This is a genomic window from Actinokineospora sp. HUAS TT18, from assembly GCF_051364635.1.
Classification (GTDB): domain Bacteria; phylum Actinomycetota; class Actinomycetes; order Mycobacteriales; family Pseudonocardiaceae; genus Actinokineospora.
This window is the reverse complement of record NZ_CP195645.1, coordinates 3,792,668-3,818,292: the sequence shown is the minus strand read 5'-3', so window position 1 is coordinate 3,818,292 and position 25,625 is coordinate 3,792,668. Positions and strand designations below refer to the sequence as shown.

The window sequence follows — 25,625 nt, the reverse complement described above, 5'->3', positions numbered from 1 at the left end:
ACAGAACTGCATTTGCGTTTCGGGCGTATGCGTCCGTAAACGGAGTGGGAAGCATGTCGGACCACACTGCTCGGTCGGAGGTCGCACGCGATATGTCACGACCGGCTTCATTCCGAATCGCGGGGATGGAAGGTGGATTTCTCGCGATAATCCGAGCTAGTGGGAGTTGCGTCTAGACTGTCGGCCGACGAGTCCGTGGATTTCAAACCGTGCCCAGTCGCGGAACACCGCCCGATCATCGATCGGCTCGATGGCACAACCCACCACCGAAGTCCTTAACGTGGCGACCACGCGCATGATCGTGTGCCAGCCCACCGCGAGTTGCCGCGCCACGGCGGCCACCGCCTCGTCGAACGAACCGACCCGCTCGAACGCCCACCGCCTGGCCCGTTCGGTCAGACACGCCCGCGACGTGATCTCATCGTGCCGCTCGGTCCAGGTTCGCTTGGGGCACAACGCATGCGGACAACACCACACCCGCTTATGCCAACACAGCACCACCGGCCGACCGCCGATAGGCAGGTCCCGCACCCACACCGGCCGCCGATCCTTCGCCCGCGCCACCGCCCCACACACAGGGTACCCGACCAGGTCCGCTGTGGTCTCGATCAACAGCTCCAACTCGCCGCCCACCTCGCCCGCCGCGAGCAGCCGAAACCCGTCCAACCCGAACAGCGCGGCGACAACAGAACCGGTAACGTCGTCTTCCACCTGGGGCTCCTCGCGATCACGATTGCTTGGTCGTAATCACAGATCGTGAGAGCCCCAGGCCCCTCACCAGCTCATTCCAGCCCGGCGTGTCGCCCCGGAGATCTCCCCACCACTCCCAGGTTCGTGGCGAAGAGCCACATGGATCCGTTGGCGCGAGGCGAAGCGTAGTACCGGGAAACCCGTGCGCTCCTGAAAGGGCTTGATCATTTGACTACGAGACTGAATGCGATGCGTCGTTGGCTGGCTGTGGCGACCGGATGCACGCTCGTAACGGTTGGTGTGACCGTCGCCCTGCCCGCCACGGCTAGTGCCGCCCCGGAGGCTTGGGCCTGGGTTGATTCAGCGGGCCTTCATTACCAGGGAGGCGACGGGGCGAATAGCGGCAAGGTCGAGTTCGTCAACGGCAGCCTGAAGATCCACGACAGCGTTGGGATCGCTGCAGGCGCCGGATGTCAGAGCGTCTCGTCAACACAAGTCAGCTGTGGCGGGATGAAGCCATTGCAGCTAGACCTGGGCGCAAATCGAGACAGCTTTATCCTCAACGTCCCCGGAGCGCAAGGCTACATCCAGATGGGGTCTGGCGACGACACTCTGTACGTCGGCGCGGCCTATTACTCCGGAGCTGCCTCCGCGATGGCGATCCAGGGAGGGGGTGGCACCTCCGACATTTTGACGTACGAACTTTCCAACCGTGGCGTCTACGGCACCATGGATGGCATCGCCAACGACGGCCGCGGAATTGACAGCGGTCTGTGCGTCACACCCGACAGTGCGGATCGCGACAATATTCACCCCTCGTTCGAGACCCTGCGGGGAAGCAGGTTTGATGACACCCTGTCCGGCCGAGACAACTCGCCCGACCAGATGGACGGCGGACGGGGAAGCGACTGCCTGTACGGACGCAGCGGCGACGACGTCTTCAAGGAGGGCAGCCAGGCCGACGAGACCGATCAGTTCTTCGGCATGGACGGCTTCGACACGCTCGACTACTCGACCCGAACCGAAACCGTCAGGGCGCTCGGAAAATTCTCGGGCGGTGGCGATCAGAATGAATGGAACGAATCCTACTTCGTTGAGCGGGTTATTGGCGGATTCGGCAACGACAACTTTCAGGTAATGCTGCTACCGCAGTCGCCTGGTGGCCACACCGTCAACGAGTTCTACGGCGGCCCAGGCAACGACACGCTTATCGGCGACGGCTACGCGAACAAGCTCTACGGAGGATCCGGCGTCGACTATCTCGAGGGTCGCGCGGGTGCCGACTTCCTCAACTGCGGCACGGATAACGACACTGTGCGACTGCCCGAGGCGTCCGACACCGTCACAAGTTGTGAGATTTACAGCTAATTATATGGAGTTTCGTTCAACACAACAGGAACTGCTCAGTGGAGAGCGAGCCTCGAAGTCGAGTAGTCACGTCAACGGCTCTCCGCCACAACATGCGTTGTGGCGGAGAGCTTTCGATATGAATGCGAAGTGCGCCGGTGTCACGGACGTCAGAAGTGCCGGCGCGACACCAGGCCATTCGTCGGAAGTCGCCTTCGGCAGGTTCGGGTCGCAGCGCACAGCATCGCCGTCCATGACGTCATGGTGCAGAAGCGAGTGGTTTTGCACCAGTTCGACCGCGGCCGCGACTGGCACCGCTGAGGTGACCAGCCCTGCAACCGCCCGCGCCGCCAGCCAGCGTGATGGCCGGTCTGATGGACTCGCCGCGGCGGGGGAGAACTCCGTCGCTCCTGCCAGCCAAAGTGGTCCTCGGCTACGTCGCGAAATCCGACGGACAGATCAGCAACGGCTAGTTGTCGGCGATTCCGTGAGCTCACGCGCATGCCAGGATCGCACATGCGCCGCGGCGCTGTACGGGCACGAGCTGGTCCATCTAGACCCCGTATTGTCTATTTTGCCCGTTCCTTCCTCTCTGGGGAGTGCGATTCTCGACGCACATGCGTTCTCGGCGTGAGAGGATCACACGTTCCAATGCGCGATAACCAGGAATCCGAATAGGCTAGTCATGGCCTACATCACGGACCGCCGGTGGAACGGTTTGCTCGCCCACTTCACCATGGAAACGGCTTGAGGAATCGGCGGGCCATGTCCGCCGCTCGGAAGTACACCGGATCAGGGCTGGTTGCCGTTTCACGAATGGCGGCCTCGGCTAATTTGACGACATGTTCGTCCCCGTGACCTACCGAGAGATCGATGAGTGCCTCAGCCTCAGGAACTGGGGCGGCTGGCAATGGCCGTGGCGCGGTGGGAGCCGGGAACGATCGCACGATTCCAGCCATCACCTGCCAGACTCGCGCCACCGACTCCCACGCCTGCCTTTCGGAGAGGTAGGGCAACACGAACCTGAGGGCTGACGGCGCCGTCACCAGATGTGTGATGACGACTGGAATGTCCATTCGCCGAATCAGCATCTGGGCGCCTGCTGCGGTGAGCTCGGTGATCGACAGCTCGACGGACGACGGCGACCCGTAGTTCTGTTGATCTTGATCAAAGTCGGGGAGTCGCGCGGGCAGCGCGAGGTGACCCATGATTCCTCTGCCCGGAATGGCGACGTCAGCTGCGATTGGGCGGATCGCATTGAGCGCGTCAGCTGCCGACCTGGTTCCACGCAACGAGGGCCGTCCTGGAAGTTCGTGGTAACGGGAGGCCCAGTATCCGAGTCCACGCGCGAGCTCGGTCAACAGCAGTTCATCCGGTTCCGCCTCCTCGCGCGACAGCATGCGAACGGCGTGCGCGGTCCTGATGACTCCGTGGGTGCCCGCCGCGGCGACTCCCGGTAGCAGGCGGGGCCACCAGCGTCGGAAGACATCTTCCCATGGCGCGTCCTGAAGCTCGTTCAAGAAGAGCGCGGTCCAGTCGGCGACTCGACTGAACGCGCCCAGTGCTTCGCGCCAGTCATGCTCGGCGATTGGGTCGGCGTGAGGTGGCGGGTTCCCGAGACGGGGTCGATACACCTCACACCAGTCCTCGACAACCGCAGAGGCTCCGATTTCGACAAGTGCGTCGGCGACCATCGGGCCGTGGTTCGACAAGTGCCCCATGAATTCGAACCCGCCGTCAGAGATGCGATCCAATCCGGACAGCAGAGAAGCGCGGCTCGCGGCACCAAATTCGATTGTACTCACCTAGACCCCCGCAGGCAGATCGTGGCCCATCCGGTCGCGTTTGGTGCGCAGGTACCGGATGTTCTCGGGGTTCACACCGGCCACGAGCGGCAGGCTGCGTGTGACGGAGACGCCGTGTTCGATCAGACCCTTTGCCTTGGCAGGATTGTTACTGAGTAGACAGACTGACTCCACGCTCAGGTCCCTTAGCATCGCGGCACCCACCGCGTAGTCGCGAGCATCCGCGGGAACCCCCAATGCCACGTTCGCGTCGACCGTGTCCGCCCCAGCGTCCTGCAACTCGTATGCGCGCAACTTCGCGGCCAGACCGATTCCTCGCCCTTCGTGTCCGCGCAGGTAAAGGGCGATCCCTGCCCCGGCGGCGCTGATGGCTTCAAGAGATCGTCGGAACTGGGGTCCGCAGTCACACCGCAGGGACCCGAACACGTCACCGGTCAGGCACTCCGAGTGCATTCGGACAAGTACGTCTTGGGCGCCGCGGACGTCGCCCAAGACGAAGGCGACGTGCTCGCTGCCGTCGGCGTCGTTGCGATAGGCAATCGCGTGAAACTCCCCGAACTCGGTGGGAATCCGCGCCCTGGCGAGCTCCCGCACGAATGTTTCGGTGTGCAGGCGATAGCTGATCAAGTCCGCGATCGTGATGATTGTCAGATCGTTGCGGTCCGCCAGTTCCGCCAACTCCGGTCTTCGTGCCATGCCCTGGGGATCGCGCTGCGACACCACTTCGCACAACACACCTGCCGGTCTGAGGCCGGCGAGCCTGGCGAGGTCGACGCTCGCCTCGGTGTGTCCCGGCCGACGCAACACCCCGCCCGGGCGAGCGCGCAAGGGCACAACGTGGCCCGGTCGCGTGAAGTCGGCCGCTTCGCTGCACGGGTCGGCCAGCAGTCTTGCCGTCACCGCCCGGTCGCGTGCCGAGATTCCGGTTGTCACCCCCAGCTTCGCGTCGACCGTAACGGCGAAGGCGGTCCCCTGGCGGTCGCCGTACTGATGCCACATGGGGGGCAGGTCAAGCCGGTCGCACTCCGCGGCGTCCAGGGCCACACAGACGTATCCCGAGGTGTGACGGACCATGAAAGCCATCCGCTCGGGAGTGGCCGCCTCCGCGGCGAAAATCAGGTCACCCTCGTTCTCTCTACTTTCATCATCGACCACGAGGACGGATCGGCCGTTCGCGATCTCCCGCAGGGCATGGTCGATATCGCCGAATCCAGCCACCACATGCCTCCTCAGACATTCGGAGCGCGTGACTTCGTATCGGGGATACGTGGATACGCATCGGTCCAGTTCCGTCCATTTCGGACACTCCGGGCGATCGTCAGGACACGTTCCGCTACATGGACCCGCGCCGGGGCGCGGGGACGTAGTACCAGAGAGCGATCCATCACGGGGGCGAGGAGACGACATGCACGACCAGACCCCATCCGACTTGGTCGCGGCGATGGATCCAAGCCGGGCCGCGTTCCACCAAGATCCATATCCGGTGTATGCCGAGGCGAGAAGCGGCGCCCCAGTCGCATACGTTCCCTCGACTGGCATCTGGGTCATCTCCGGTAGCGCCGAGGCCGAGGAGGCATTGCGGGATACTCAACGGTTCTGTAATCGGTACAACCTCCACAGTGACTATCCGCTGAGCGATGAATGCCTGCGCGTTCTGGAGAACTCGCACTTCACCGAGCAGGCGATCTTCAACGTCGACCCTCCTGACCACGCTCGGATGCGCGGCCTGCTCACGCCGTGGTTCGGCAGGTCGAATCTCAGCACCAAGCTGCCGTTGATCGAACGCGTAGTGGGCGATCTGATCGACGGGTTCATCGACGACGGCCAGGTCGATCTCCAGGCACGGCTCGCATACCCGGCTCCGATGACATTGGTGTGCAACACTCTTGGCGTACCTGTGAGCGACCACATGCGTCTCCGGGAACTCTGCGACCAGTGGGTCGCACTGCTCGCCCTGCCGCTGTCAGACGAGGACCAAATAGCGGCAGCGCACTCAGTTGTGGAGCTCGACGCCTACTGTGGACAGTTACTGTCGACGCGGGAACAGTCTCCCGAGGACGACATCGCAACGGAACTCGCCCGTTCCGTCCGGATTGGCCGTGCGACCCGCGGCGAGGCGATCGCCATCATCCGGTTCCTGCTCTTCGCAGCTCACGAGTCGACCAAGAACATGATTGTCCACACTGTCCACAATCTCCTCCGGGACCGGCCGCTATGGGAAGCTGTCGTCAACGATCCAGCCTTGATTCCGAACGCATTGGAGGAAGGGCTCCGGTTTGAGCCGCCTATCCAAGGAATGACACGCCAGACGACGACCGAGGTCACGATCGGCGGAGTGACGATTCCCCCGAGTGCCAGGGTGCACGTCATCATCGGCGCTGTCGCGCGGGACCCGGCTCGCACTCCCGAGCCGGACAGGTTCGACATTGGCAGGCCGAACGGAGCACGCCACTTGGCGTTCGGCCTAGGCGCTCACTACTGCGTCGGCGCGCCTCTGGCCCGACAGGTGGGTCGAGTCGTACTCGAGCATCTCGTCGCACGGATTCCGGGGCTGAGTTTGAGAAAGGGATTCACGCCCCGGTTCACCCAGGGAGGCTACATCTTCCACGCCACTTGGCGTTCGGCCTAGGCGCTCACTACTGCGTCGGCGCGCCTCTGGCCCGACAGGTGGGTCGAGTCGTACTCGAGCATCTCGTCGCACGGATTCCGGGGCTGAGTTTGAGAAAGGGATTCACGCCCCGGTTCACCCAGGGAGGCTACATCTTCCGGGCGCTGACAGAGCTTCCCGTCGAGTGGTGACTGGATACGCCATCTATTGGAAGGGTCCGACAATGGCAAGCACATTCGATGATCAATATGACGATGTCGCATCGACCTACGAGAACTATCGGGACCTGCCGACGCGCCGGGTCCATACGGAGAACTTCCGCAAGTTCATCGGAGATGTCAGCGGCCTTGATGTCTTGGATCTCGCCGCAGGCACGGGACATTTCACCGCCATCATCGCCGACGGCGATCCCTGTCGCGTCGTCGCCGTCGACATCTCGGCAGGAATGATCGAGCTGGCGCGAACTCAGCTAGCGCGCTTCTCGAACGTCGAGCTTGTTGTGCAGGACGTCGCGACCATGCCGTTCCTCGGACTGTTCGACGTCGTGACAGCCGAGCTTCTCCTCCATTACGCTCCGGACCACGCGACGTTGGCCGCCATGTGCGCGACCATCTCCAGGCATCTCAAACCCGGAGGACGGTTCACTGCGACGATCCCGAACTCTCACTATGATCACCGACGACCTCACGACACTCGCTACGGTCTCACCGCCGACTGGCTGGACGTGATGGTCGACGGCACGCCATATGTGTTCCATGTACACGGCGAACCGCCGGTAGACATCGGCTGCTACTACTGGTCGAACGAGACGTGCGTCGGCATGCTCGCCGAGGCGGGGTGCACCGACCTGGAAGTCACCCCCCTGCTCCCGACGCCGGAAATGGTCGTGGAGTTCGGCGCCCGGTTCTGGCAGCCCTGGATCGATTCGCCCTGGAACGTCACGATCACCGGGAGGAAGGCGGGCGGTCAAGTCCAGTAGTGGGCCGAGATCGCCTGCGGCATGCTGGGCCCTGGGGTCGCGTCCGGTGGTTGTGGGATGAATCCCGCCTGCTTGTCCCAAGCTGGATCCACGGCGAGCAGTTCGATACTGAATCCCTGATCATCGGTCGCATAGGCCACGGCGCCGGACTCCCCGAGATCCCAGTGATGAGAATGGACACCGCGGCAGTGCTCGCGCAGTCGCTTCCACGCACCACTGACCACGGCCTTGCTGCGAGATCCCATTGCGACGTTCAACAGCCCCAGGTCACTGATCCGATGGCCCGCGGGCCGATTCCGTGCCAACGGCTCCTCGTACTGGACCAACTCGACTAGGAAGTCCCCTGCCCACAGGCACACCGTTTGCCGTCTCGCCCCTGCCAGACCCCATAGCGCCTCATGGGCGGGTTCATGCAGGATGTGCGGGTCGGTCTCCACGAGTCCGAACGCGCAACCCCACTGTTCCCTGGCGAGCTCGAGGTCGTGGACAGACAAAGTCACGAAGCGGGTTGCGACTGGGACCTCGGGACGTGGCCGGGGATCGGCGGATGGGCCGCGGGGGTCATCTTCCATGATCTCGACGAGTACGCCATCGGGATCACGCACGCAGACCCGGCGAGACCCCCGCGCACCCATGGGCGGCGTGAGCGATCTGCCCCCTACGGCCCGGAGCCTGAGGACTGTGGCGTCGAAATCGGAGACGTGTACTCCGATCATGGCGTAACCAGCATCCGCCAAGTCCGTGGCCGCGTAAGGTCGAGGGACCGGAGATCGGTACTCGAACAGCTCCAGTTGGAAGAAGTCCTGCTGGTCGACCAGCCACCACACACTGGCGTCGACCGCCGGGAGGTCCTGCATACGCGAGATCTCCGGCCCCGAGAAATCGGTCCCTCCTGCTGGGAGGTAGCCGAAAGCTCGGCGATACCAGCCATGTGTGCGGGATAGGTCTCGGACGCTGAACGCGACTTGGCACAGCGACATCGCTTCCGCGCTCATCGCCGGTTCCTCTTCGTGATCGGCCAGCTGAGCACCTGTCGGACAGCGTCGAGAACTGCTCCTGCTGTGGGAATGTACGCGTCTTCCAGCGTGGCGGCGAACGGAACCGGGGTGTGCGGCGCGGTCACCATCCTCGGTGGTGCGACGAGATCATCGAACGCTTCCTCCGCGACCTTGGCGCAGATATCGGCGGCGACGCTGCACCGCGGCCAAGCTTCGTCGACCACGACCAAGCGGCCAGTTCGCCTGACGCTACCGACTATCGTGGAGTAGTCGAGAGGACTTGTGGTGCGCGGATCGATCACCTCGCAGCTTGTTCGTGTCGCTGCGAGGCGATCCGCGGCGGTGCGGGCAACGGACACCATCCGCCCCAAGCCCACAAGCGTGACATCTTCACCTCGCCGCACGATGTTCGCTCGCCCGAAGTCGATGGTGTACGGGTCGACGGGGACTTCCCCGACAACGTCATACATCGCTTTGTGTTCGAGGAAGATGACGGGATCTTGATCTCGGATGGCACGTATCAGCAGTCCTTTCGCATCTGCCGGAGTCGCGGGCATCGCGACCTTCAGGCCAGGGACATGCGTCAGCACGGCGTGGGGCGATTGGGAATGTTGGGCCGCCGCACGCAATCCCGCTCCGTACATGGCGCGGACCACCAGAGGCACCGAGGTTTGCCCATTGAACATGTATCGGGCTTTCGCGGCCTGGTTCAGCAATGGGTCGAAGCAGACTCCCATGAAATCGATGAACATGAGTTCGACCACAGGGCGGAGCCCGGTCATCGCGGCCCCGACGGCCGCACCCATGAAAGCGGCCTCGGAGATAGGAGTGTCCAGGACCCGTCCCGGGAACTTGGCGAACAAGCCCTTCGTGACGCCGAGGACGCCGCCCCACGCGTCCTGTTCACCTTGACCTCCCTTGCCGCCTGCGATGTCCTCCCCGATGAGCACGACACGGTCGTCCACAGCCATTTCCTGGGCGAGTGCTTCGCGGATCGCGTCCCGATAGCTCAGTTCACGGCGCATGACCGGTTCTCCTGCTCTGGGAACGTGGTGTACACGTCGGCGTGCAGGGCGGCTGGCTCCGGCCACGGCGCGCTCAGAGCAGCCGCCAGGGCCGTACCGACGAGTTCCTCGCCCGCCCGGCGCAGAGCTGAGAGTTCGGCTGGCGACAGCGTGCCGTCGGCCAGCACTTTGTCGCCGAACACACGCAGGCAGTCCTTGGCATCCCCGGGGCCAGGACAGTCCGAACCCCGATAAGTCTGGGCGTCACCTTCAGCATGGCCGTAATAGCGGGGAACGGTGATCTCGACCAATGACGGTCCCTCGCCCGAACGCGCGCGATCGACGGCCTTTCCTGCCACGCGATGCACGTCGAAGAAGTCCGATCCATTGGCGATCGATCCCGGCATCCCGAAGCCCACCGCACGATCGACGACACGGTCACAGGCCAGAGCCCATGAAGCCGACGTGGACTCCGCCCACCCGTTGTTCTCCACAATGAACACGACCGGCAGCCTCCAAACCGCCGCGAGGTTCAATGACTCCAGCACGATCCCTTGGTTGAGTGCACCGTCTCCGAGGAAGGCGACCGCCACACCGTCGCCGCCGGTGCGCTGCGAGGTCAACGCGGCGCCGCAAGCCAACGCGACTCCCGCACCGACCACTCCGTTGGTACCGAGCATCCCTTTGGTGAAGTCGGCCAAGTGCAACGAGCCTGCCTTGCCGCCGCAGATGCCCGTCGCCTTGCCGTAGAGCTCGGCCATCATCGCCCGAACGTCGAGGCCTCTGGCGATGCAGTGGCCGTGGCCGCGATGAGTACTCGCGACCGTGTCAGCGCGGGTGAGACGCGCGCAGACACCAACCGCGGCGGCTTCCTGCCCCGCAGACAGATGCACACTGCCGGTCAGCCTGCCGCGGTTCCATTCCTCGTGAAGGGTGTCCTCGAACGCGCGGATCGTGCACATCGTGCGATAGGCCCAGCGCAGTATCCCGGGCGTGGGAAGGTCGTCGATCATGTCTTCTCCCGGAGCAAGCTACGGTGTTATGAGTACCCTGCGTGTGCGTGGTTTGGCCGCGTGTTCGAGCCCGGCCCTCAACGCTTCGAGCCCGTAGACGTGCTCGACAAGGGGACTCAGGTCCACCAGCTTGTGGCGGATCATCCTTGCCGCGGCGAAGAAATCCGATCGGTCCGCCGAGACTGAGCCGATGATGCGGACTTCGCGGCTGTGAATGAAGTTGGGTGAAAGAGATAGCGGCGTTTCGGGATGGCCTGCCGTGAAAAACACCACCGTGCCCCGCTCGGCCACCACCTCCAGGGCGAACTGGTTGGCTTCGTGCGCCGCCGCGGTGACGATCACAAGCTCGGGCCCGTTCGCGTCGGTCATCTCCAGAAGTTGCTGTCGGACATCGTGGGCTCCAGCATCGAAGACCTCGCTCGCCCCCCAACTGAGCGCGTCGGCTGCCAGCTGCGAGTCCGTATCGGTCACGAGGACACGAGCACCGAGCCGGGCGCAGACGGTCGCGTTCAGCAGGCCCATCACGCCAGCACCGATCACCAGAACATCCGAAGCGAGCAGTGGCCCAGCACGCCGGGCCGCATGCACCGCGCAGCTCAGCGGTTCGGCCAGTGCCGCCACTGACGGACTGACCTCTCCCACCGGCACCACGGCGTCGGCTGGATGGATCTTGTAATCGCTGAAGCAGCCGGGGCCCCACGCGCCGTCAGCGTCGATGTTCCCCCGTAGATGTGCCGGACAAACACGATCGCGATAGGTGAAACACCACGAGCACTGGCCGCAGGTCGACGCGAGTCCAAGTGCGACGCGTTGCCCACATGAGACGCCATGCACATCCTTCCCGGTCGCCACCACGGTTCCAGCAGCCTCATGTCCGCCCGCGAATGGCAAGTCCGGACGCTCGACACCGGTGAAGACGTTCTGCTCCCAAGTGCACACCGCCGCTGCGTCGATTCGCACGAGCACCTCGTCGGGCAGCAGAGGACGCAGTGGAATCCTGCGGATCTCCGTGCGCCCTACTCCGGTGATCAGCCCGACCCGACTCTCGTCGGGCATCGTGTGGACCATCGTCGAAGACATCTCGTCACCGGAATACATCGAGAGGAATACGTGCCGACACGATCGGGTTGGGGACGTCCACCAGAGCGGAGACCCGGATGTCGACTGCCACGCTCGCCAACACATACGCCTGCAGCTGGCTGAACCCCCGGTCGACGCACAGGTACTCGATCATCGCGAGAACCGCGTTCTCGGTGGCGAGTCGAACGTCTTCGGCCCGATTCTCTCCCGCAGGAGTTACCGGGATGCCGGTCGTCGAGAAGTACCTCCGGGGGGATGTATCCGAGCGTTGATCCGCTGACTCATACCGGATGCCAGTCACCAGACCCGCGCCTTTTCGCAGACCGAATCTCAACGCGATAGTCGTTCCTGTCTCGATGGCAGCGCCGCACACCTCGCCGTCGCCTTGGGCGAAGTGCCCGTCGCCGACGCTGAACAGCGCTCCTGCGACGTGGACGGGGATCAACACGACCGAGCCCGCGGTGAGGTCCTTGATGTCGAGGTTGCCCCCATTCTCCCTTGGCGGGATCGTCCGCAGCCCGTCCCTCGCCGATTCGGGGACAGCGGAGGTTGGATCTGGCGGAAATATCCTGACCCCGGCGGCGGCGAGCGCGTCCTCGCGAGCCTTTTGCTGTTCGAAAAGTGACCATGAGGGTGCGACCGCCATGATTCCCATGAACGGCTGCCCTGGTATCCGAACGTCCGGAATCTGGGGCGACGTGGCGAAGCATCCGTCGATCTCCCAGTGCGCCACAAAGGACTCGTGGATGTATTCCCGCAGGAAACCGAATCCGCTCGCGCAAGCCGTGTATCCACGTGGTTCAGTTTTGACGTCCAGAACGTGCACCTCGAGGAGGTCTCCCGGTTCGGCGCCGACCACGTGGACTGGGCCGGTCATCGGGTGAATCACGCCGAAGTCCAAGCACGCGAGATCTGCGGTAGTGGCGGTGTCGCTCAGCAAGCCGTCGAAGGCGTCGCGGACCTCCAGTTCGACGACCTCCCCTGGGCTAACGCTCAGGACAGGCGCGATATCGGGGTGCATCCGGTTGTGACCAGTGTGGGGTTCTTGAGACAAAGGCAAGTCTCGGCACACCGCGATCCGGTGTCGGGGCTGGGCGAGAGAACTCATCGGGCCTCCGATCCGTATGACCTGGTGGGTCAGGCAACTGGCAGACTCCCTGGCACTAGTTACGCACTGCAGTGCCCGCGGGTTCCGTTGCGATGTTCGTGTCAGCGCAGCCCTTCGATGGCGGACGCCAACACGGCGGCATCCGCTTGGGGGACAACCAGATACGTGATCCCAAGTCCGTGGCGCAAGTCTTCGACCCGGCGTCGGATGTCCGAGGGTGAACCGGCCAAGACTGAGGCAGGCATGTCCCGCCCGGTCCACCATTCCGTTGTCACACTGTGGACGTTCAGACTCAGTTCAGGGCAGGCACCGACCGGTATCCGGCCCATGACGCCGTCGACCTGCGACCGAAGCTCGCCCATCGACAGCAGCTCGAGGCTTCCATCCGATGCCCGTCGTGCTCCGCTGAAGGCAACGATGTCCGCCCACCGCGCCGCCAGCGCGAGCGATCGTTCACTGCTACCTCCCATCAGCACGCGGGCAGCGGGCCTGTGCCCGTCCGGGAGCGTACGAAGCCCTGCTGCGATCGAACTCAGATGCTCTGCGCGTACCTCCGCCGATGACGCCCAGTTCCCGGCCACCACCGAATCTTCCCGCTCCCAACCCGCTCCCAACCCAAGCTCGACCCGGTTCCCTACCCACTTCTCAATGGTCCGAACCTCCCGAGCGAGCAAGGCGGGCGATCGCCAGAACGCGGCGTTGACAACGTAGGTCCCCACCTTGATGGAACTGGTCACTTCACCGATAAACGCCAACGACACGAACGGCGACATCGTCCTCGCATGGTCGGCGATGAGCACCGAGTCGAATCCTCGGCGCTCGGCGTCCTTGACCGTACGGACGACAGCGGAAACGTCTTCACACGGTTCCAACAGCAGGCCGAACCGTGGCCCTCCGCTCCTCGGCGGCTGCATCACTTCAGGTTCGTACGGGATCATCAGATCTCGACTCTGCGGCCTCGTGGCGATGAGATGCCACGACGCGAGGCGCCTCCTCATTCCACATACGTCCGACACCCCGGCTTCGTTCCGTCGGGGACTGTTCCAAGATCGGCACCTCTCTGTGTCAAGTCGTGGTGACAGAGAGGGAATCCGAGTTGCGGGTCATGGTGCGTTAGACGGTGTTGGAGAGTCTGCGTTGAGACAGCGCGCGCTTCCTTGTGGCTGTTCCCGGCTGCGCGTTTGCGCTGGTAGTAGGTCTTTCCTGGTGAGTCTCGCTGGATGTGGGTTATCGCCATGACGTGCAGCGCGTAGTTGAGTTGCCGGTCTCCTGCGCGGGACAGGCGGTGGCGTTGGACCTCGCCGGAGGACACCTCGATGGGGGCGACGCCGCAGAAGGAGGCGAACGCGGCTTCGGAGCGGAACCTGCCGACGCCGCCGGTGTGGGCGAGGATCTTGGCCGCGACGACGTCGCCGATGCCGTGCAGGCGCCCTGTCGGTCGGCATCGCGGCCTGGTCGGCCCGGAGCTGCGCACCGTCGCCGTCGACGAGCAGATTGCCGCCTTGCGGGCGCTGACCGAGCACCGCGACGACATGGTCCGCACCCGCACCCAGACGGTCAACGGGTTACATGCTTTGCTGGTCAAGCTCGTCCCGTCCGGCCTGCCCCGCGGTCTCACCGCCGACACCGCGGCCGCCGCGTTGCGGCGCACCCGACCCTGCTCGGACCTCGGGCGCACACTGCGCGCGCTCGGCGTCGAGTTGGTCGCCGAGGTCCGCCGCCTGGACCACCGAGTCGCCTCCACCACCAAGGCCCTGGCCGAGGCCGTCACGCGCTCGGGCAGCACTCTGACCACCGTCGGCTTCGTCGCTCTTGCGGCCGTGTCCGGTGGACAGCAGCCGGACGCGCCGCGCGAGCTTCGCGGGCACGTTCACCACCGCGACGCCGTCCGCGCCCAGCCGTTCGGTCAGCGGCGCCCCCGCCCGGCGGCGCCCTCGATCGCCCAACTCGCGTGCGGCCAGGCCGGCGCGAACCGCCGCAGCCGCGGCGATACCTGTCACGTTGACCGGCACCCGCACCGCACCCAACGCCGACAGCCCGCCACCCACGGCCACCGCCGTCCAGGATGCCTTGTGCGGATCGACAGCGATCACAACCCGGTCTCGCGGATCCAGGGGCCTTACCCCGGATGTTGGACACGGGGTTATGCGGCGTGTGTGAGCGTGGCGGGTTTCGGTAGCAGGCTGTTCTCGTAGTCGATCGGGGACATCTGGCCGAGGTGGGAGTGGCGGCGTCGGGTGTTGTGGCGGTGCAGCCAGCCGAAGGCGGCCAGCCGTGCTTCGCTTTCGCTGTCCCAGTTTTGGGCGCCTTGGAGGGTTTCGCGTTTGAAGGATGCGTTGAGGCTTTCGGCGGCGGCGTTGTCGGCCAAGCTGCCGACGGCGTCCATGGATTGGGTCACCCCGGCGGCCAGGCAGGCCTCGGCGAAGGCCCGTGAGGTGTATTGGGCTCCGTGGTCGGTGTGGAAGATCGCTCCGGCCAGGCTTCCCCGCGTGCGTTGTGCGGCGTGCAGGGCGTCGAGGACCAGTTCGGTGCGCATGTGGTCGGCGGTCGCCCAGCCGACCAGGCGGCGCGAGCACAGGTCCATCACGGTCGCGAGATAGCAGAACCTGCCGTCGGCGATGGGCAGGTAGGTGATGTCGCCGACGTAGCGGGTGTTCGGCGTCTCGGCGGTGAAGTCCGGCCGAGCAGGTCCGGGGACTTGACCGCCGCGGGATCGCCCGATGGTGGTGCGGTGCTTGCGGCGCAGCCGCAGCCCGGCCAGGCCGATGCCGCGCATGACCCGGGCGACCCGCTTGTGGTTGACCGGAGGCCCGCCTTCACGCAGCTCGGCGGTGATCCGCAGGACCCCGTAGGTGCCGCCCGAGTCCTGGTGGACGGTACGGATGCGAGCCGCGAGGCGGGCGTCGGCGGCGGCCCGATCAGCCCGGTCCGGTGCGGTGGCGAGCCAGTGGTAGTAGCTGGACCGGGCGATGCCGATGACCTGGCACAACCGCTTGACGCCGTGGCGGCGTTGGTGATCGGCGACGAACTCCGAAGCGGTTCACCAGCGCGTCTCCCCGGCGAAATACTTGGCCGCCTTGCGCAGGATGTCGCGCTCCTCCTCCAGCTCGCGGATGCGCCTGCGCAGCGCGGCGTTCTCGCCCTCCGCCGGCCCAGGCGCGGCCGGGGCCGACCCGGTCGCGACCGGTGAGTCGCCACGCCGTTGCTCGTCGAGCCGGATCCAACTGCGCAACGTCTCGGAGTTCACCCCGAGATCCTCGGCCACCGACCTGATCGTCGCGCCCGGCCGGGACCGGTAGAGCGCGACCGCCTCGGCCCTGAACTCCGGCGGGTAGTGCTTCATCGCCATCTGTGCGGGACTCCTGTCCACCCGGACCATCAGGGCCCAAGTGTGTCTGGTGTCCAACATCCGGGGTCAAGGCCCGTGCCGATCACGGGATAGGCCCAGAGCCAACCCCGAACGGGGCGACAGGTGTAACTCGAGCGAACCCGACCACAGCCTCGAAGAACATGGCTGCAGACCCTGACCTCCACCACTTCGGGATCTCGCTGTTGACCTTCGCGTGGCCCGCTCGGGTGGTTCTTGTTGTTGGTGGGTGATCCTCTGGGGGGTTTGGGGTCGTAGATGTGGTGGCGTCTCTGGATGGTGGCGTTGGGCCGGTCGGGGTGGCTCTTGGTTGCTGGCTGTCTGTGTGGTGGCTGGTTGTTGTGTGGAGGGCTGATGCGGGTTCGTGGTTCAGGTGGTGGGGGTTGGTGGCCTCGGTGGTTGTCGGGGTTGTTGGTGGCGGTTCTCGCGGCGGCGGGGACTGTTGGGTTGTCCGGGCTCGCGCGGGCTGATGCGCAGCGTTCGGGTAATTCGGGGCTGTTGGGGGGTCAGTCGGCGCCGGGGGTGGTGTCGTTGGCCGGTGGGGGCGGTGGTGCTTCAGGGGATGGGGGTTTTGGTTTTGGTTATCCGGTGAGTGTGCCGTCGGGGCGTGGGGGCCAGGCTCCGGAGGTGGGGTTGTCGTATTCGTCGGGTGCGGCGGTGCATGGGGGGGTTGCGGCTGGGTGGCGGTTGGGTGTGCCGGTGATTTCGGTGGATCCGACGGGGGGGACGATGCGGACGGAGTGGCCGCAGGGGGGTTCTGCCGAGGCGCCGAGGAATTTTGTGGGCCCGGATGGGAATCCGTTGGTGCGTGACGAGAGTCTGCCAACGCAGTCGGGGGGTGTGGGGTATCGGGCGTTGAATGATGGTTCGTTCGCGCGGTATGAGTTTTTGGGGGGCGTGGCGGCGGAGCCGTATTGGTGGCGAGTGTTTCACGCTGATGGGACGTTGTCGCTGTATGGGTTGAAGTCGGATCAGCCGTATTCGTTCGCGCCGTTGGTGTTGGTGAAGGACGGTGATGATCACCAGTTGCGGTATGTGTATGCGACGGTGGGGCGGACGACGGCGGTGCCTGCGGCCGATCATCCTCGGGAATTTGTGCCGTCGGCGATCGAGTATTGGTCGCCGGGCGCGTCGCACGCGTATGCGAAGGTGCTTTTCCAGTATGACAATCCGCGGTTTTGCGGTGACGCGGGCACGGGTGTGCTTCCGGTCGGGTCGAGGCTGGATTACACCTTGGGGTTCGGGTTGTTGTCGGGGACCCGGAAGTTGCAGCGGATTGTGACGGTGACGCAGGAGGGGCCTGCGGCGGCGTTGAAGACGGCGCGCGAGTATGTGTTGAATTACGACGCGGGGACGGAGTCGTGCACGGGCGCGGTGACGCCGTTTCGGCAGTTGAATTCGGTTCAGCCGATCGTGCATTCGCCGAATATCACAGGTCCGGCGGCGGTGAAGTGGTTGCCGCCGACGGAGTTCACCTATGGCAAAGCGGCGTCGTATGTGAACGATGCGCAGTATGAGGCGCCGGTGGCGGTGCCGGTGCCGAATTTGCGGTTGCCGGAATCGGTGGACACGGTGCAGCATCCGTTCGCGAATCCGGATCAGCCGGAGACGTACACGTTCGCGCCGGGTGGTTGGTCGACGGCCGCGGTTCCGTTCGGTGCGGTGCCGGAGACGAAGAAGCCGCACGGGCAGTACAGTTCGGCGTCGATTCCGTGGGCGGTGGCGGTGGGGCAGGCCACCGGCGAGTCGCTGTCACGGTCCTTTGTGGATGTCAACGGTGATGGTCTGGTCGATATTCTGGCGCGGGCCGAGGGCAACCTGAGGTTGGCGGCGGCGGCGCCCGCGACCGGTGGGTGCGTGGTGGACGTGTATCTGAACAAGGGGCCGGATCAGGGTTTTGTGAAGCAGGAGTCAGGTGGGGAGTTCCCGCCGTTCTCGATGCGTGATGCGATGGCGGATGTGCCGGTGCCAGCCGGAACCGTGGAGTCGGGCGCCGGTGAGTTGTTGTGTTCGCTGTCGCGGTCGTTCAGTTCGGATGATTCCGGTGGGTGGATGGGGGATCCGTCCAAGCCGTGTTCGGCGCAGGAGGAGTGGGACACTACCGCCGGATGGGGGTCGATGCAGCAAGTCGTGCATGGCTTCCAGGACATCGATCGTGACGGTTATGTGGATCTGCTGTCGCAGCCGATCGCGTCGGTGCACTGCCCGTATGAGAGCACGCACGGGATCCCGGATCCGAACGAGTCGCTGCCGGAGGATCCGTCGGACCCGACAAAGATCCTCACCCATTGGACCGAACATGGTGGGTTCATGGCCGATTCGATGCTGCACAACCGTGACGCCGAGGACCGGTTTCCCGATTTCGACCAATACAGCCGCATCATCACCAAGCGGCAGACGAACTGGTATGTGTACCGCAACACCGGTTCCGGGTTCGCCTCCACACCGACGGTGCTGACCCGGCAGGTTCCCGCTCCTCCGGGTGCCTACGATCCGCAACCGGGTGTGTACGTGTACTCGAATCCCCTTCCGACCGACGGGATCATCGGTGGCTATACCTTGCCGTGGCAGGGGTCGGTGTCGTATCCGTCGATGGACATGAACGCCGACGGTATGACCGACGCCGTGGGCGAGATGTATGTCTACCCGGGCAAGCCCGACGGCACGACCGGCTACGGCCTGTACATGACCAGCCGGGAGGGCGCCTGCTACGGCTCGAACGACCCGTTTTGCGACACGCGTAACCAGATGGGTTTTCACCGTAAGCGCACCGGTTACGACGATCTGGACAATCCGACGCACTACACGGGTTTCCCGTTCGATTCGATGTTCGACATCAACGGTGACGGTCTGCCCGACCAGATCCAGTCCTACGGCACCTACGCGCAGGTCGATTTCCACACCGGTGCCGGTCTGGGCAGCGATGTCGACGGTGGTCGGGTGAAGTACAGCGAAAACCACCCATTGACGCAGTACATGGACAGGTTCCGGGCGCCGGATCTGTCGAACCGCAACTGGCAGAGCTACCCGACGACTGGGGAACGCCATGGGTTGACCCGGATGATCGACCTGGACTACGACGGGTTGCTCGACACGTTGTCCTACGACGGTGCGACAGGCCAGTTGTTCCTCAACGGTGGTGCCCGGTGGGTGCGCGAGACTCCGGCTCAGGTAGAGATCGCGCGGACACTGGCCGGGCGGATCGACGCTCGCGGCACACTGGCGGAGTACGCCGACCGCGGCGACTACCACTACACCGCGACTCGTACGGCGATCGACCTCAACGGTGACGGGCTGCTGGACCTCGTGGAGGACGTCGACAACGACGGCACCCCGTCGGTGCGGTATGCCAAGCAGAACCTCGACACCGCCGACGCGGTCAAGGCGCCCGCCCGGTTGCTGCGCACGGTGAAGAACGGCTACGGCGCGAAGACCACGGTGGACTATAAGCGGGACACCGAGGTCGGCAAGTGGTTGGTGGACAAGATCACGGTCAACCCTGGCCAGAACGAGCCGGCGATGGTGACCCGCCACAAGTACCTCGACCCCCACTACGGATCCACCGCGTACGGCGCGCGGGTGTTCCGCGGCTACGGTGACGTCCGCCAGGTCCGCGAGGGCCCGCAGAGCGCCGGCTCGCTCACGGTGGTCACCCGGATGGCGTTCGATCAGGACTACCGTGGTCTGCCCTCGCGGGTGGTGACGATCCGCGGTGACGCTCTGGACGTGACCGACCCGGACGCTCACCCGAACACCGCCACCGTGGTGGACAACACCTACACCGTCCGCGAGCTCGGCCTGCGGGCACCGGGCATGCTGGCCTCGTTCCCCTCACGAGTGGTATTGCCCGACACCACCACCACTTACACCTGCACGGGCTCGGACGGGCAGACCGCCACCGCGTGTGTGGCCGGCGCGCCCAAGACGGTGACGACGACGGGGTGGGACGACCACACGGTGGGCGGCGCCTATGTGATGGAGTTGCCGACCTTCGGTCAAACCGAGTTCGTCAACGCCGACGGCCAGACCGAGATCCGCCGGACCACCACGACGTCTAACGTGGCGTGGTCTGATGTGGTGTTCAATGTGGCGCCGGAGTCGGTGACCAGCAGCAGTGTGGTCGATGGTGTCTCCACTGATCTGGGTGCGACGTATTACGCGTATGAGGACCCGGTGTTCCGGCGGGTGCAGACGGTGTCGGTGGACGACGCCGATTCCAGCGTGCCGGTCAAGGTGACTCGTTACGCCTATTACGGTGGTGCGGGCGCGGATCGTGGTTTGGTGCGTCGGGTGTGGGCGCCGGAGCAGGTGTACAGGTACGGTGCGGGTGATCCTTTGCGTGGTGGGGATGACGCGCCGGGGTTCACCGAGTTCGTCTATGACGCCGTCGGGGTGCACGTGACGCGGGTGACCAACCCGGTTGGTCAGGTCGTGACGTCCACTGTGGATCTGGGTACGGGTGCGACGTTGTCGGCCGAGGGCCCGGACTATGTGTGCGCCGACGGTACCGCGCAGACGTGTTCGTTCGACCAGGCCGCGTACCGGCAGCGCGTTCAGACCAAGGTCGACGGGCTGGGCAGGCCGGTGGAGAACACGGTGTTCCCGGCGTCGGCGGCCGCGGGTGTGGTGGTGTCCAGGGCGACCTACAAGGACTCCGACTCGTACATGTCCGGCGGGTACACCCCGGTCTCGACGATCACCGAGACCGCGTCGGGTGACGGTGATTTCACCTACGACACGACCGAGATCGACGGGCTGGGGCGCGTCGTGCGCACCATGAACCAGCGTTCCCCGCAGCCGGGCGGTTACGTCGAGTACGACTACGACGCCGCGGGCCGGGTGTCGCTGACCCGCACCACCCAGGGCGGCGGTCTGGGCACGCTGACCATGCAGACCCTCTACGACGCGTTGGATCGGCCGGTGGAGGTCAAGAAGACCTCGCCGAACACGCAGGCCGATCCCGCCCGCACCCTGTCCACCGTCGCCTATGACGGGTTGACGGTGACCGCCTCACGGGTCACCGACGACGGATCACCCGCCTCGGTCACCAAGTCCACAATGGACGCTGCCGGTCAGCTGGTGCTGGTGCAAGAGAAGACAGGTGTGGACGCGGGCGGGGCGAACGTGTTCGCCTCCACCACCTACCGGTATGACGGGGCGGGCCGCACAAGGCAGATCGCCGACCCCGACGGGGTGGTCACCACCCTGGCGCATGACTACTCGGGCAACCGCACCGCGATCACGTCGGCGGGACGGACGTGGGCCTACGGCTACGACCGCAACGACGACATGACCACCGTGACCGAACCGGTCCCCGCCGGCGCGGACGCGGCCGCCTACACCCGACACACCACCTACGACGACCTGGGCCGCGTCACCCGCGAACGCCCCGGCGTGCAAGGGGAGAACCCGCAGGTGCGCGACCTCGACGCCGCGGAACTGGCCGAGTTCAAGATCGGCGACAAGCGGTACTTCTACGACCGCAAACCCGACACCCCACCCGGCGGCACCGACCCGTGCCCGACCATCCCCGCCAACGCCGCGCACATGACCGGCCGTCTGGTCTGCACCGTCTCACCGGTGCTCACCACCGAGAACCGCTACACCGACCGCGGACACCCCCAATCCACCAGCCAGACCCTGCACGCGTTGGCAGGCACCGGCATCACCGCCGACCGGGTCCAGGTCGACTACACCACCGACGCCACCGGCACCCTGGAATCACACACCACCACCACCATCGACGCCACCGGCGCCGTGTCCTACCAAGGCCCCACCGTCGCCACCCACTACGACCGCGACGGCACCCCCTCCACCACCAACATGCAACTCGGCGCGGGCAACGCCAACCTGACCATCACCAACACCCGCAACGCCGCCGGCCTGGTCACCACCCGCAACACCAACACCGACAACACCGCCGGCTACGCCTCACCCACCATGAACTTCACCTACGACCCGTTCGGCAGGGTCACCGGCATCGACGCCAAAAACATCGGCGTCCAGCGCTACAAGCAGAACTACACCTACAACCACGCCGGACAGATCCGGCAGACCACCGAACAACTCGGCGACACCACCCAACCACTACGCACCACCGACTACACCTACGACCACCGCGACCAACTGCTCACCGCCACCCAATACGGCGGCAGCACCCTCTACAACGGCGTGTTCACCCACACCCCCGGCGGCCGCATCAACACCGCCAACGTCTCCACCATCGGCGGCACCCGCGTCCCCTCCCGCAACGTCACCCACCGCTACCAGAACCCCACCCAAGGCGGCGACCCCCAACGCCTCGACGCCCTGATCAAACCCGACAACACCCCCCTCACCGACTACACCTACGACGACGCGGGCAACACCACCAGCCGCACCCTGCCCGACGGCACCACCCTCACCCAACGCTGGGACGGACCCCGCCTACGCAAAACCACCCGCGCCACCGGCGAAACCGAAACCTTCTTCTACGACGGCCACACCCGCGTCGCCGCCATCCAACGCGACACCACCGGCACCATCACCACCGCCAAACACTGGGCAGGCAACCTCGAAACCCTCCACACCCCCAACGTCGCCCCCCAACACCGGCTGACGATCACCCTCGCCGGCCAGGTCATCGGCCGACTCGACGGCGACAAAACCACCGGAACCTTCGAGCACTACCTGACCACCCCACTCGGACACCACGTCCTCGCCCTCAACGCCACCGACGCCACCACCAAACGCGTCGCCTCCTACGGCCCCTACGGCGAACTCCTCACCCACCTCACCTCCGCCGGAACCCCCACCAACAAATACCCCACCGAATTCAACGGCAAGGACTACGACACCACCGGCGGCCTCCACTACTACGGCCACCGCTACTACGACCCACACACCCTCGCCTGGACCTCAAGCGACCCCCTATTCCGCTACGAACCCGACGCCCTCAAAAACAACCCCCGCACCGCCAACCTCTACACCTACACCGACAACAACCCCATCAACAAAGCCGACCCCAACGGCCTCTGCACCGGCACACTCTGCATTGAATACGCACCAATCGATCCCAACCCCACTACCCACGAGGTCCCCAACCCCGGCGGCATCATGCGAGGCATCGCAGCTGCCACCACCGCAGCATGGATGCCCGGAGGCATCTACCTCGGCGGCGCCTTCTTCTTCGGCGGAATGGCCAGCGACCAAGGCGACGGCAGCGCCGCCGGCACCACCCCCACCAACCACAACGACGACATGAGCAGCCTAGGCGTCGACATGATCGGCGGCGCACTCGGCGCACGAACTTTGCCGAGCAAAGCACACCCAGTCGCTGGATCAAAAATTGAAAACGTAGGTTCAGCTAAATCTGACGGACCTCTGATTGTCAGACTGGTTACGACGCGTGGCGTAGATGATATGCCAGTCTCCGGCTTGGGGCTACACGATCGCTGGGGCAGGCGCGGCAATACAGTGTTCTTCGTTGGAAAGATGGAAGGAAGCGATTTGGGCTCGATTCTTCACGAGGCCTCAGCAGCAGGGGTTGAGCGCGTTCACGTGCTTTCCGGAACTCACGGCGGCCGTTCAGGGCGAACGGTCAAGAATGCTCCCGAGCTCAGGTTGCCGGACGCGATCGATGAGGATAGGTTGACTGCTAGCTATTATCCCGAGCTGGACGTTACAGTGTACGACATGGCCGACCCAGATCAATTGCGAAAATTCGAGGCTCTGGTGGACAGTCGTCCAAACGAATTATTCGTACACGCCTACTGTAATGCCATCTTCTGCAATTAGTTAAAGCTATTGCGTTTTGTTTGGTGAAGGCATGACTTTGCGGCCGCCCCTTGGCTACTTGGGATGCTGTTGGCGAATGCGGACGGCGTGACCGTGCCCGACATGATCAACATGATCATGTCGGGCACGGTTGTCGTTGGAGTTCGTGTTGTCGTTGCGTCCGCGCAGGTGGGACGAGGTTCCCGCAGAAACGCTGCGGGCGGCGCTCAACGCGCTCGCCGCCGCGGTACCCGACTGGCTGGTGATACTCGCTGATCCGGAGTGGTTCGACCGCTACCGCGCGCGATCCGAGGACACCCGATTCCCCAGTCGTTGGGCGGCCAGGGCCGCCCACGCCGAGCAGGTCGGCGCCGATGGCCGGGCGGTATTGTCCGGCCTCGCAGCCCCGGGCGCACCCAGGTGGCTGCGTGAGCTTCCGGCGGTGGAGTTGCTGCGCCGGAATACCGGGTGTGCATGGTCGATCCCTATTGCGACCACCTCCGCGTTCGTCGCGAACAGCAACCCGGCATCGGGGGGCCACCGCCCTGTGCGGCGATATATCCGCGCCCTAAAGGATGTCTCGTAACCCGGTGAGCGGGTTCGTGGGCCGATGGTTGATCATGGTCGGGTGCAGGTGATCTCGGCGTCTCGGTCGGAGTGGATCAGCCCGTTCACCGGGCTGGAACCGGGCCAGTTCCGCAAGCTGGTGCGGATCGTGGCCGAGCGGGGCGGCGAGGACATCGCCGACGGACGGCCCGGTCGGCAGTGGCGGCTGGACCTGCCGGATCGGGTGCTGCTGGTGGCCACCTACTGGCGGACGAACCTGACGATGCGCCAGATCGGCCCGTTGTTCGGTGTCTCGCACTCCGCGGCCCACAGGGTGATCGACACGATCGGGCCGCTGTTGGCGTTGGCCCCGGTCCGGCGACGTCGCGTCGACCAGGTCGCGATCGTGGACGGGACGCTGGTCCCGACCCGCGATCGACGGCTGGCCGCCCCGTCGAAGAACTACCGGTACTCCACGAACGTGCAGGTCGCCATTGATGCCGATACCCGGCTGGTGATCGCGACCGGCAACCCTCTGCCGGGCAACCGCAACGATTGCACCGCCTACCGGGACTCCGGCATCGCCACCACACTCGCCGGCAGGCCAGTGATGGCCGACGGCGGCTACCAAGGCAACCCCGGCGTGATCATGCCCTTCCGCAAGGGACGCGACGGGCAACCACTGGCCGACTGACAGGAAGACCTCAACGCCGGGCACCGCAAGATCCGAGCCCGAGTCGAGCACACGCTGGCCCGCATGAAGGTCTTCAAGATCCTGCGCGACTACCGCCGCGCCGCCCACACACTCCACGACACCGCATCCGGCATCGCCAACCTCCACAACATCATCCTCATCGGCTGACCAACGCAAGGGATCAGGACACGTCAAGATCAGTTACGAGACATCCTTTAGGCTACACCGGCAGCCAGCATCTTCTCGTGCGTTACCTGAACCTAGGGCGCCATCTGGACGAGCATCGGCACCTCTCGTCCCGCTGGCCACCAGGCTGCTGCTGACCCGGCCGAGAACCTCACCGACGAGCAACACCACCGACTCCACCACTCGGCGCGGCCTGCCCCGAAATGACGGCGCCGGCCGACCTTGTGCGCGAAGGTCTGCCGATCTACACCTAAACCTCGGCGACGTTGCCCGCGTCGACCAGGCCACCTGCACCACGGTGGCCTGGTCGACGCTAACTTGCGAGTGGCCTTGGCGGGAGTCCTCGATCTCCAGGGCTGCGGACGGCCCGTCAGGCACCCGTTTGCAGTGAGGTATCGCTCGCGTGAGTGACCGGTTCGGCCCGGCATAGACGCGGATTCGCCAC

At 65.0% G+C, this 25,625-nt stretch carries 16 protein-coding genes and 2 pseudogenes; 7 read left to right on the top strand and 11 right to left on the bottom strand.

From position 1 onward, the window contains the following. Positions 1 to 156: 156 nt before the first annotated feature. Positions 157 to 711, bottom strand: coding sequence for a helix-turn-helix domain-containing protein (locus tag ACSHT8_RS17070; protein WP_436491800.1), 555 nt, complete (start codon positions 709 to 711; stop codon positions 157 to 159). A 279-nt stretch (positions 712 to 990) separates the two neighbouring features. On the opposite strand from ACSHT8_RS17070, the gene ACSHT8_RS17065 reads away from it, so the two are divergent. After that, positions 991 to 2,058, top strand: coding sequence for a hypothetical protein (locus ACSHT8_RS17065; protein ID WP_436491799.1), 1,068 nt, complete (start codon positions 991 to 993; stop codon positions 2,056 to 2,058). 710 nt (positions 2,059 to 2,768) lie between these two features. Here ACSHT8_RS17065 and ACSHT8_RS17060 read toward each other — a convergent pair. Together ACSHT8_RS17060 and ACSHT8_RS17055 are read right to left on the bottom strand one after the other, a co-directional pair. Then, positions 2,769 to 3,842 carry a questin oxidase family protein gene (locus ACSHT8_RS17060; protein WP_436491798.1) on the bottom strand — a complete coding sequence of 358 codons (1,074 nt, stop codon included), beginning with the start codon at positions 3,840 to 3,842 and terminating at the stop codon, positions 2,769 to 2,771. After that, positions 3,843 to 5,060 (bottom strand): bifunctional 3,4-dihydroxy-2-butanone-4-phosphate synthase/GTP cyclohydrolase II, encoded by a 1,218-nt coding sequence (locus ACSHT8_RS17055; protein WP_436491797.1) that lies wholly within the window; start codon positions 5,058 to 5,060, stop codon positions 3,843 to 3,845. A gap of 187 nt (positions 5,061 to 5,247) precedes the next feature. On the opposite strand from ACSHT8_RS17055, the gene ACSHT8_RS17050 reads away from it, so the two are divergent. After that, the gene (locus ACSHT8_RS17050; RefSeq protein ID WP_436491796.1) at positions 5,248 to 6,471 is read left to right on the top strand and encodes a cytochrome P450; all 1,224 of its coding nucleotides are present in this window, start codon (positions 5,248 to 5,250) and stop codon (positions 6,469 to 6,471) included. A 202-nt stretch (positions 6,472 to 6,673) separates the two neighbouring features. Next, positions 6,674 to 7,429: a class I SAM-dependent methyltransferase gene (locus ACSHT8_RS17045; protein WP_436491795.1), complete on the top strand. Its 756-nt coding sequence runs from the start codon at positions 6,674 to 6,676 to the stop codon at positions 7,427 to 7,429. On the opposite strand, the gene ACSHT8_RS17040 is transcribed toward ACSHT8_RS17045, so the two are convergent. From ACSHT8_RS17040 to ACSHT8_RS17010, 7 genes are all read right to left on the bottom strand, one after another. Continuing rightward, complete coding sequence (locus ACSHT8_RS17040) at positions 7,417 to 8,424, bottom strand: VOC family protein (RefSeq protein WP_436491794.1); 1,008 nt, start codon at positions 8,422 to 8,424, stop codon at positions 7,417 to 7,419. The genes ACSHT8_RS17045 and ACSHT8_RS17040 overlap by 13 nt on opposite strands. After that, the gene (locus tag ACSHT8_RS17035; protein ID WP_436491793.1) at positions 8,421 to 9,452 is read right to left on the bottom strand and encodes an alpha-ketoacid dehydrogenase subunit beta; all 1,032 of its coding nucleotides are present in this window, start codon (positions 9,450 to 9,452) and stop codon (positions 8,421 to 8,423) included. The genes ACSHT8_RS17040 and ACSHT8_RS17035 overlap by 4 nt, the downstream gene beginning before the upstream one ends. Further along, positions 9,437 to 10,444, bottom strand: a complete 1,008-nt coding sequence (locus ACSHT8_RS17030) for a thiamine pyrophosphate-dependent dehydrogenase E1 component subunit alpha (protein WP_436491792.1) — start codon at positions 10,442 to 10,444, stop codon at positions 9,437 to 9,439. Before ACSHT8_RS17030 ends, ACSHT8_RS17035 begins: the two co-directional genes overlap by 16 nt. 18 nt (positions 10,445 to 10,462) lie before the next feature. After that, the gene (locus ACSHT8_RS17025; RefSeq protein ID WP_436491790.1) at positions 10,463 to 11,500 is read right to left on the bottom strand and encodes a zinc-dependent alcohol dehydrogenase; all 1,038 of its coding nucleotides are present in this window, start codon (positions 11,498 to 11,500) and stop codon (positions 10,463 to 10,465) included. Between the two features lie 28 nt (positions 11,501 to 11,528). Continuing rightward, positions 11,529 to 12,632, bottom strand: coding sequence for an acetamidase/formamidase family protein (locus ACSHT8_RS17020; protein ID WP_436491789.1), 1,104 nt, complete (start codon positions 12,630 to 12,632; stop codon positions 11,529 to 11,531). A gap of 101 nt (positions 12,633 to 12,733) precedes the next feature. Further along, complete coding sequence (locus ACSHT8_RS17015) at positions 12,734 to 13,570, bottom strand: LLM class flavin-dependent oxidoreductase (RefSeq protein ID WP_436491788.1); 837 nt, start codon at positions 13,568 to 13,570, stop codon at positions 12,734 to 12,736. A gap of 56 nt (positions 13,571 to 13,626) precedes the next feature. Continuing rightward, entirely contained in the window at positions 13,627 to 14,025 is a 399-nt protein-coding gene (locus tag ACSHT8_RS17010; protein WP_436502087.1) for a transposase, read from the bottom strand. On the opposite strand from ACSHT8_RS17010, the gene ACSHT8_RS17005 reads away from it, so the two are divergent. Then, positions 13,949 to 14,827 carry a hypothetical protein gene (locus ACSHT8_RS17005; protein ID WP_436502254.1) on the top strand — a complete coding sequence of 293 codons (879 nt, stop codon included), beginning with the start codon at positions 13,949 to 13,951 and terminating at the stop codon, positions 14,825 to 14,827. The two genes, ACSHT8_RS17010 and ACSHT8_RS17005, sit on opposite strands and share 77 nt — an antisense overlap. Here ACSHT8_RS17005 and ACSHT8_RS17000 read toward each other — a convergent pair. Next, positions 14,776 to 15,981: pseudogene (locus ACSHT8_RS17000) on the bottom strand (IS3 family transposase). The gene ACSHT8_RS17005 and the pseudogene ACSHT8_RS17000 sit on opposite strands and share 52 nt — an antisense overlap. A gap of 276 nt (positions 15,982 to 16,257) precedes the next feature. Here ACSHT8_RS17000 and ACSHT8_RS16995 point away from each other — a divergent pair. From ACSHT8_RS16995 to ACSHT8_RS16985, 3 genes and pseudogenes are all read left to right on the top strand, one after another. Next, complete coding sequence (locus ACSHT8_RS16995; protein WP_436491787.1) at positions 16,258 to 23,775, top strand: RHS repeat-associated core domain-containing protein; 7,518 nt, start codon at positions 16,258 to 16,260, stop codon at positions 23,773 to 23,775. A gap of 136 nt (positions 23,776 to 23,911) precedes the next feature. After that, a complete protein-coding gene (locus ACSHT8_RS16990) occupies positions 23,912 to 24,340 on the top strand; it encodes a hypothetical protein (protein ID WP_436491786.1) in 429 nt (142 codons plus the stop codon). Positions 24,341 to 24,382: 42 nt separating this feature from the next. Then, positions 24,383 to 25,162 (top strand): annotated as a pseudogene (locus ACSHT8_RS16985) (transposase family protein). Positions 25,163 to 25,625 lie beyond the last annotated feature (463 nt).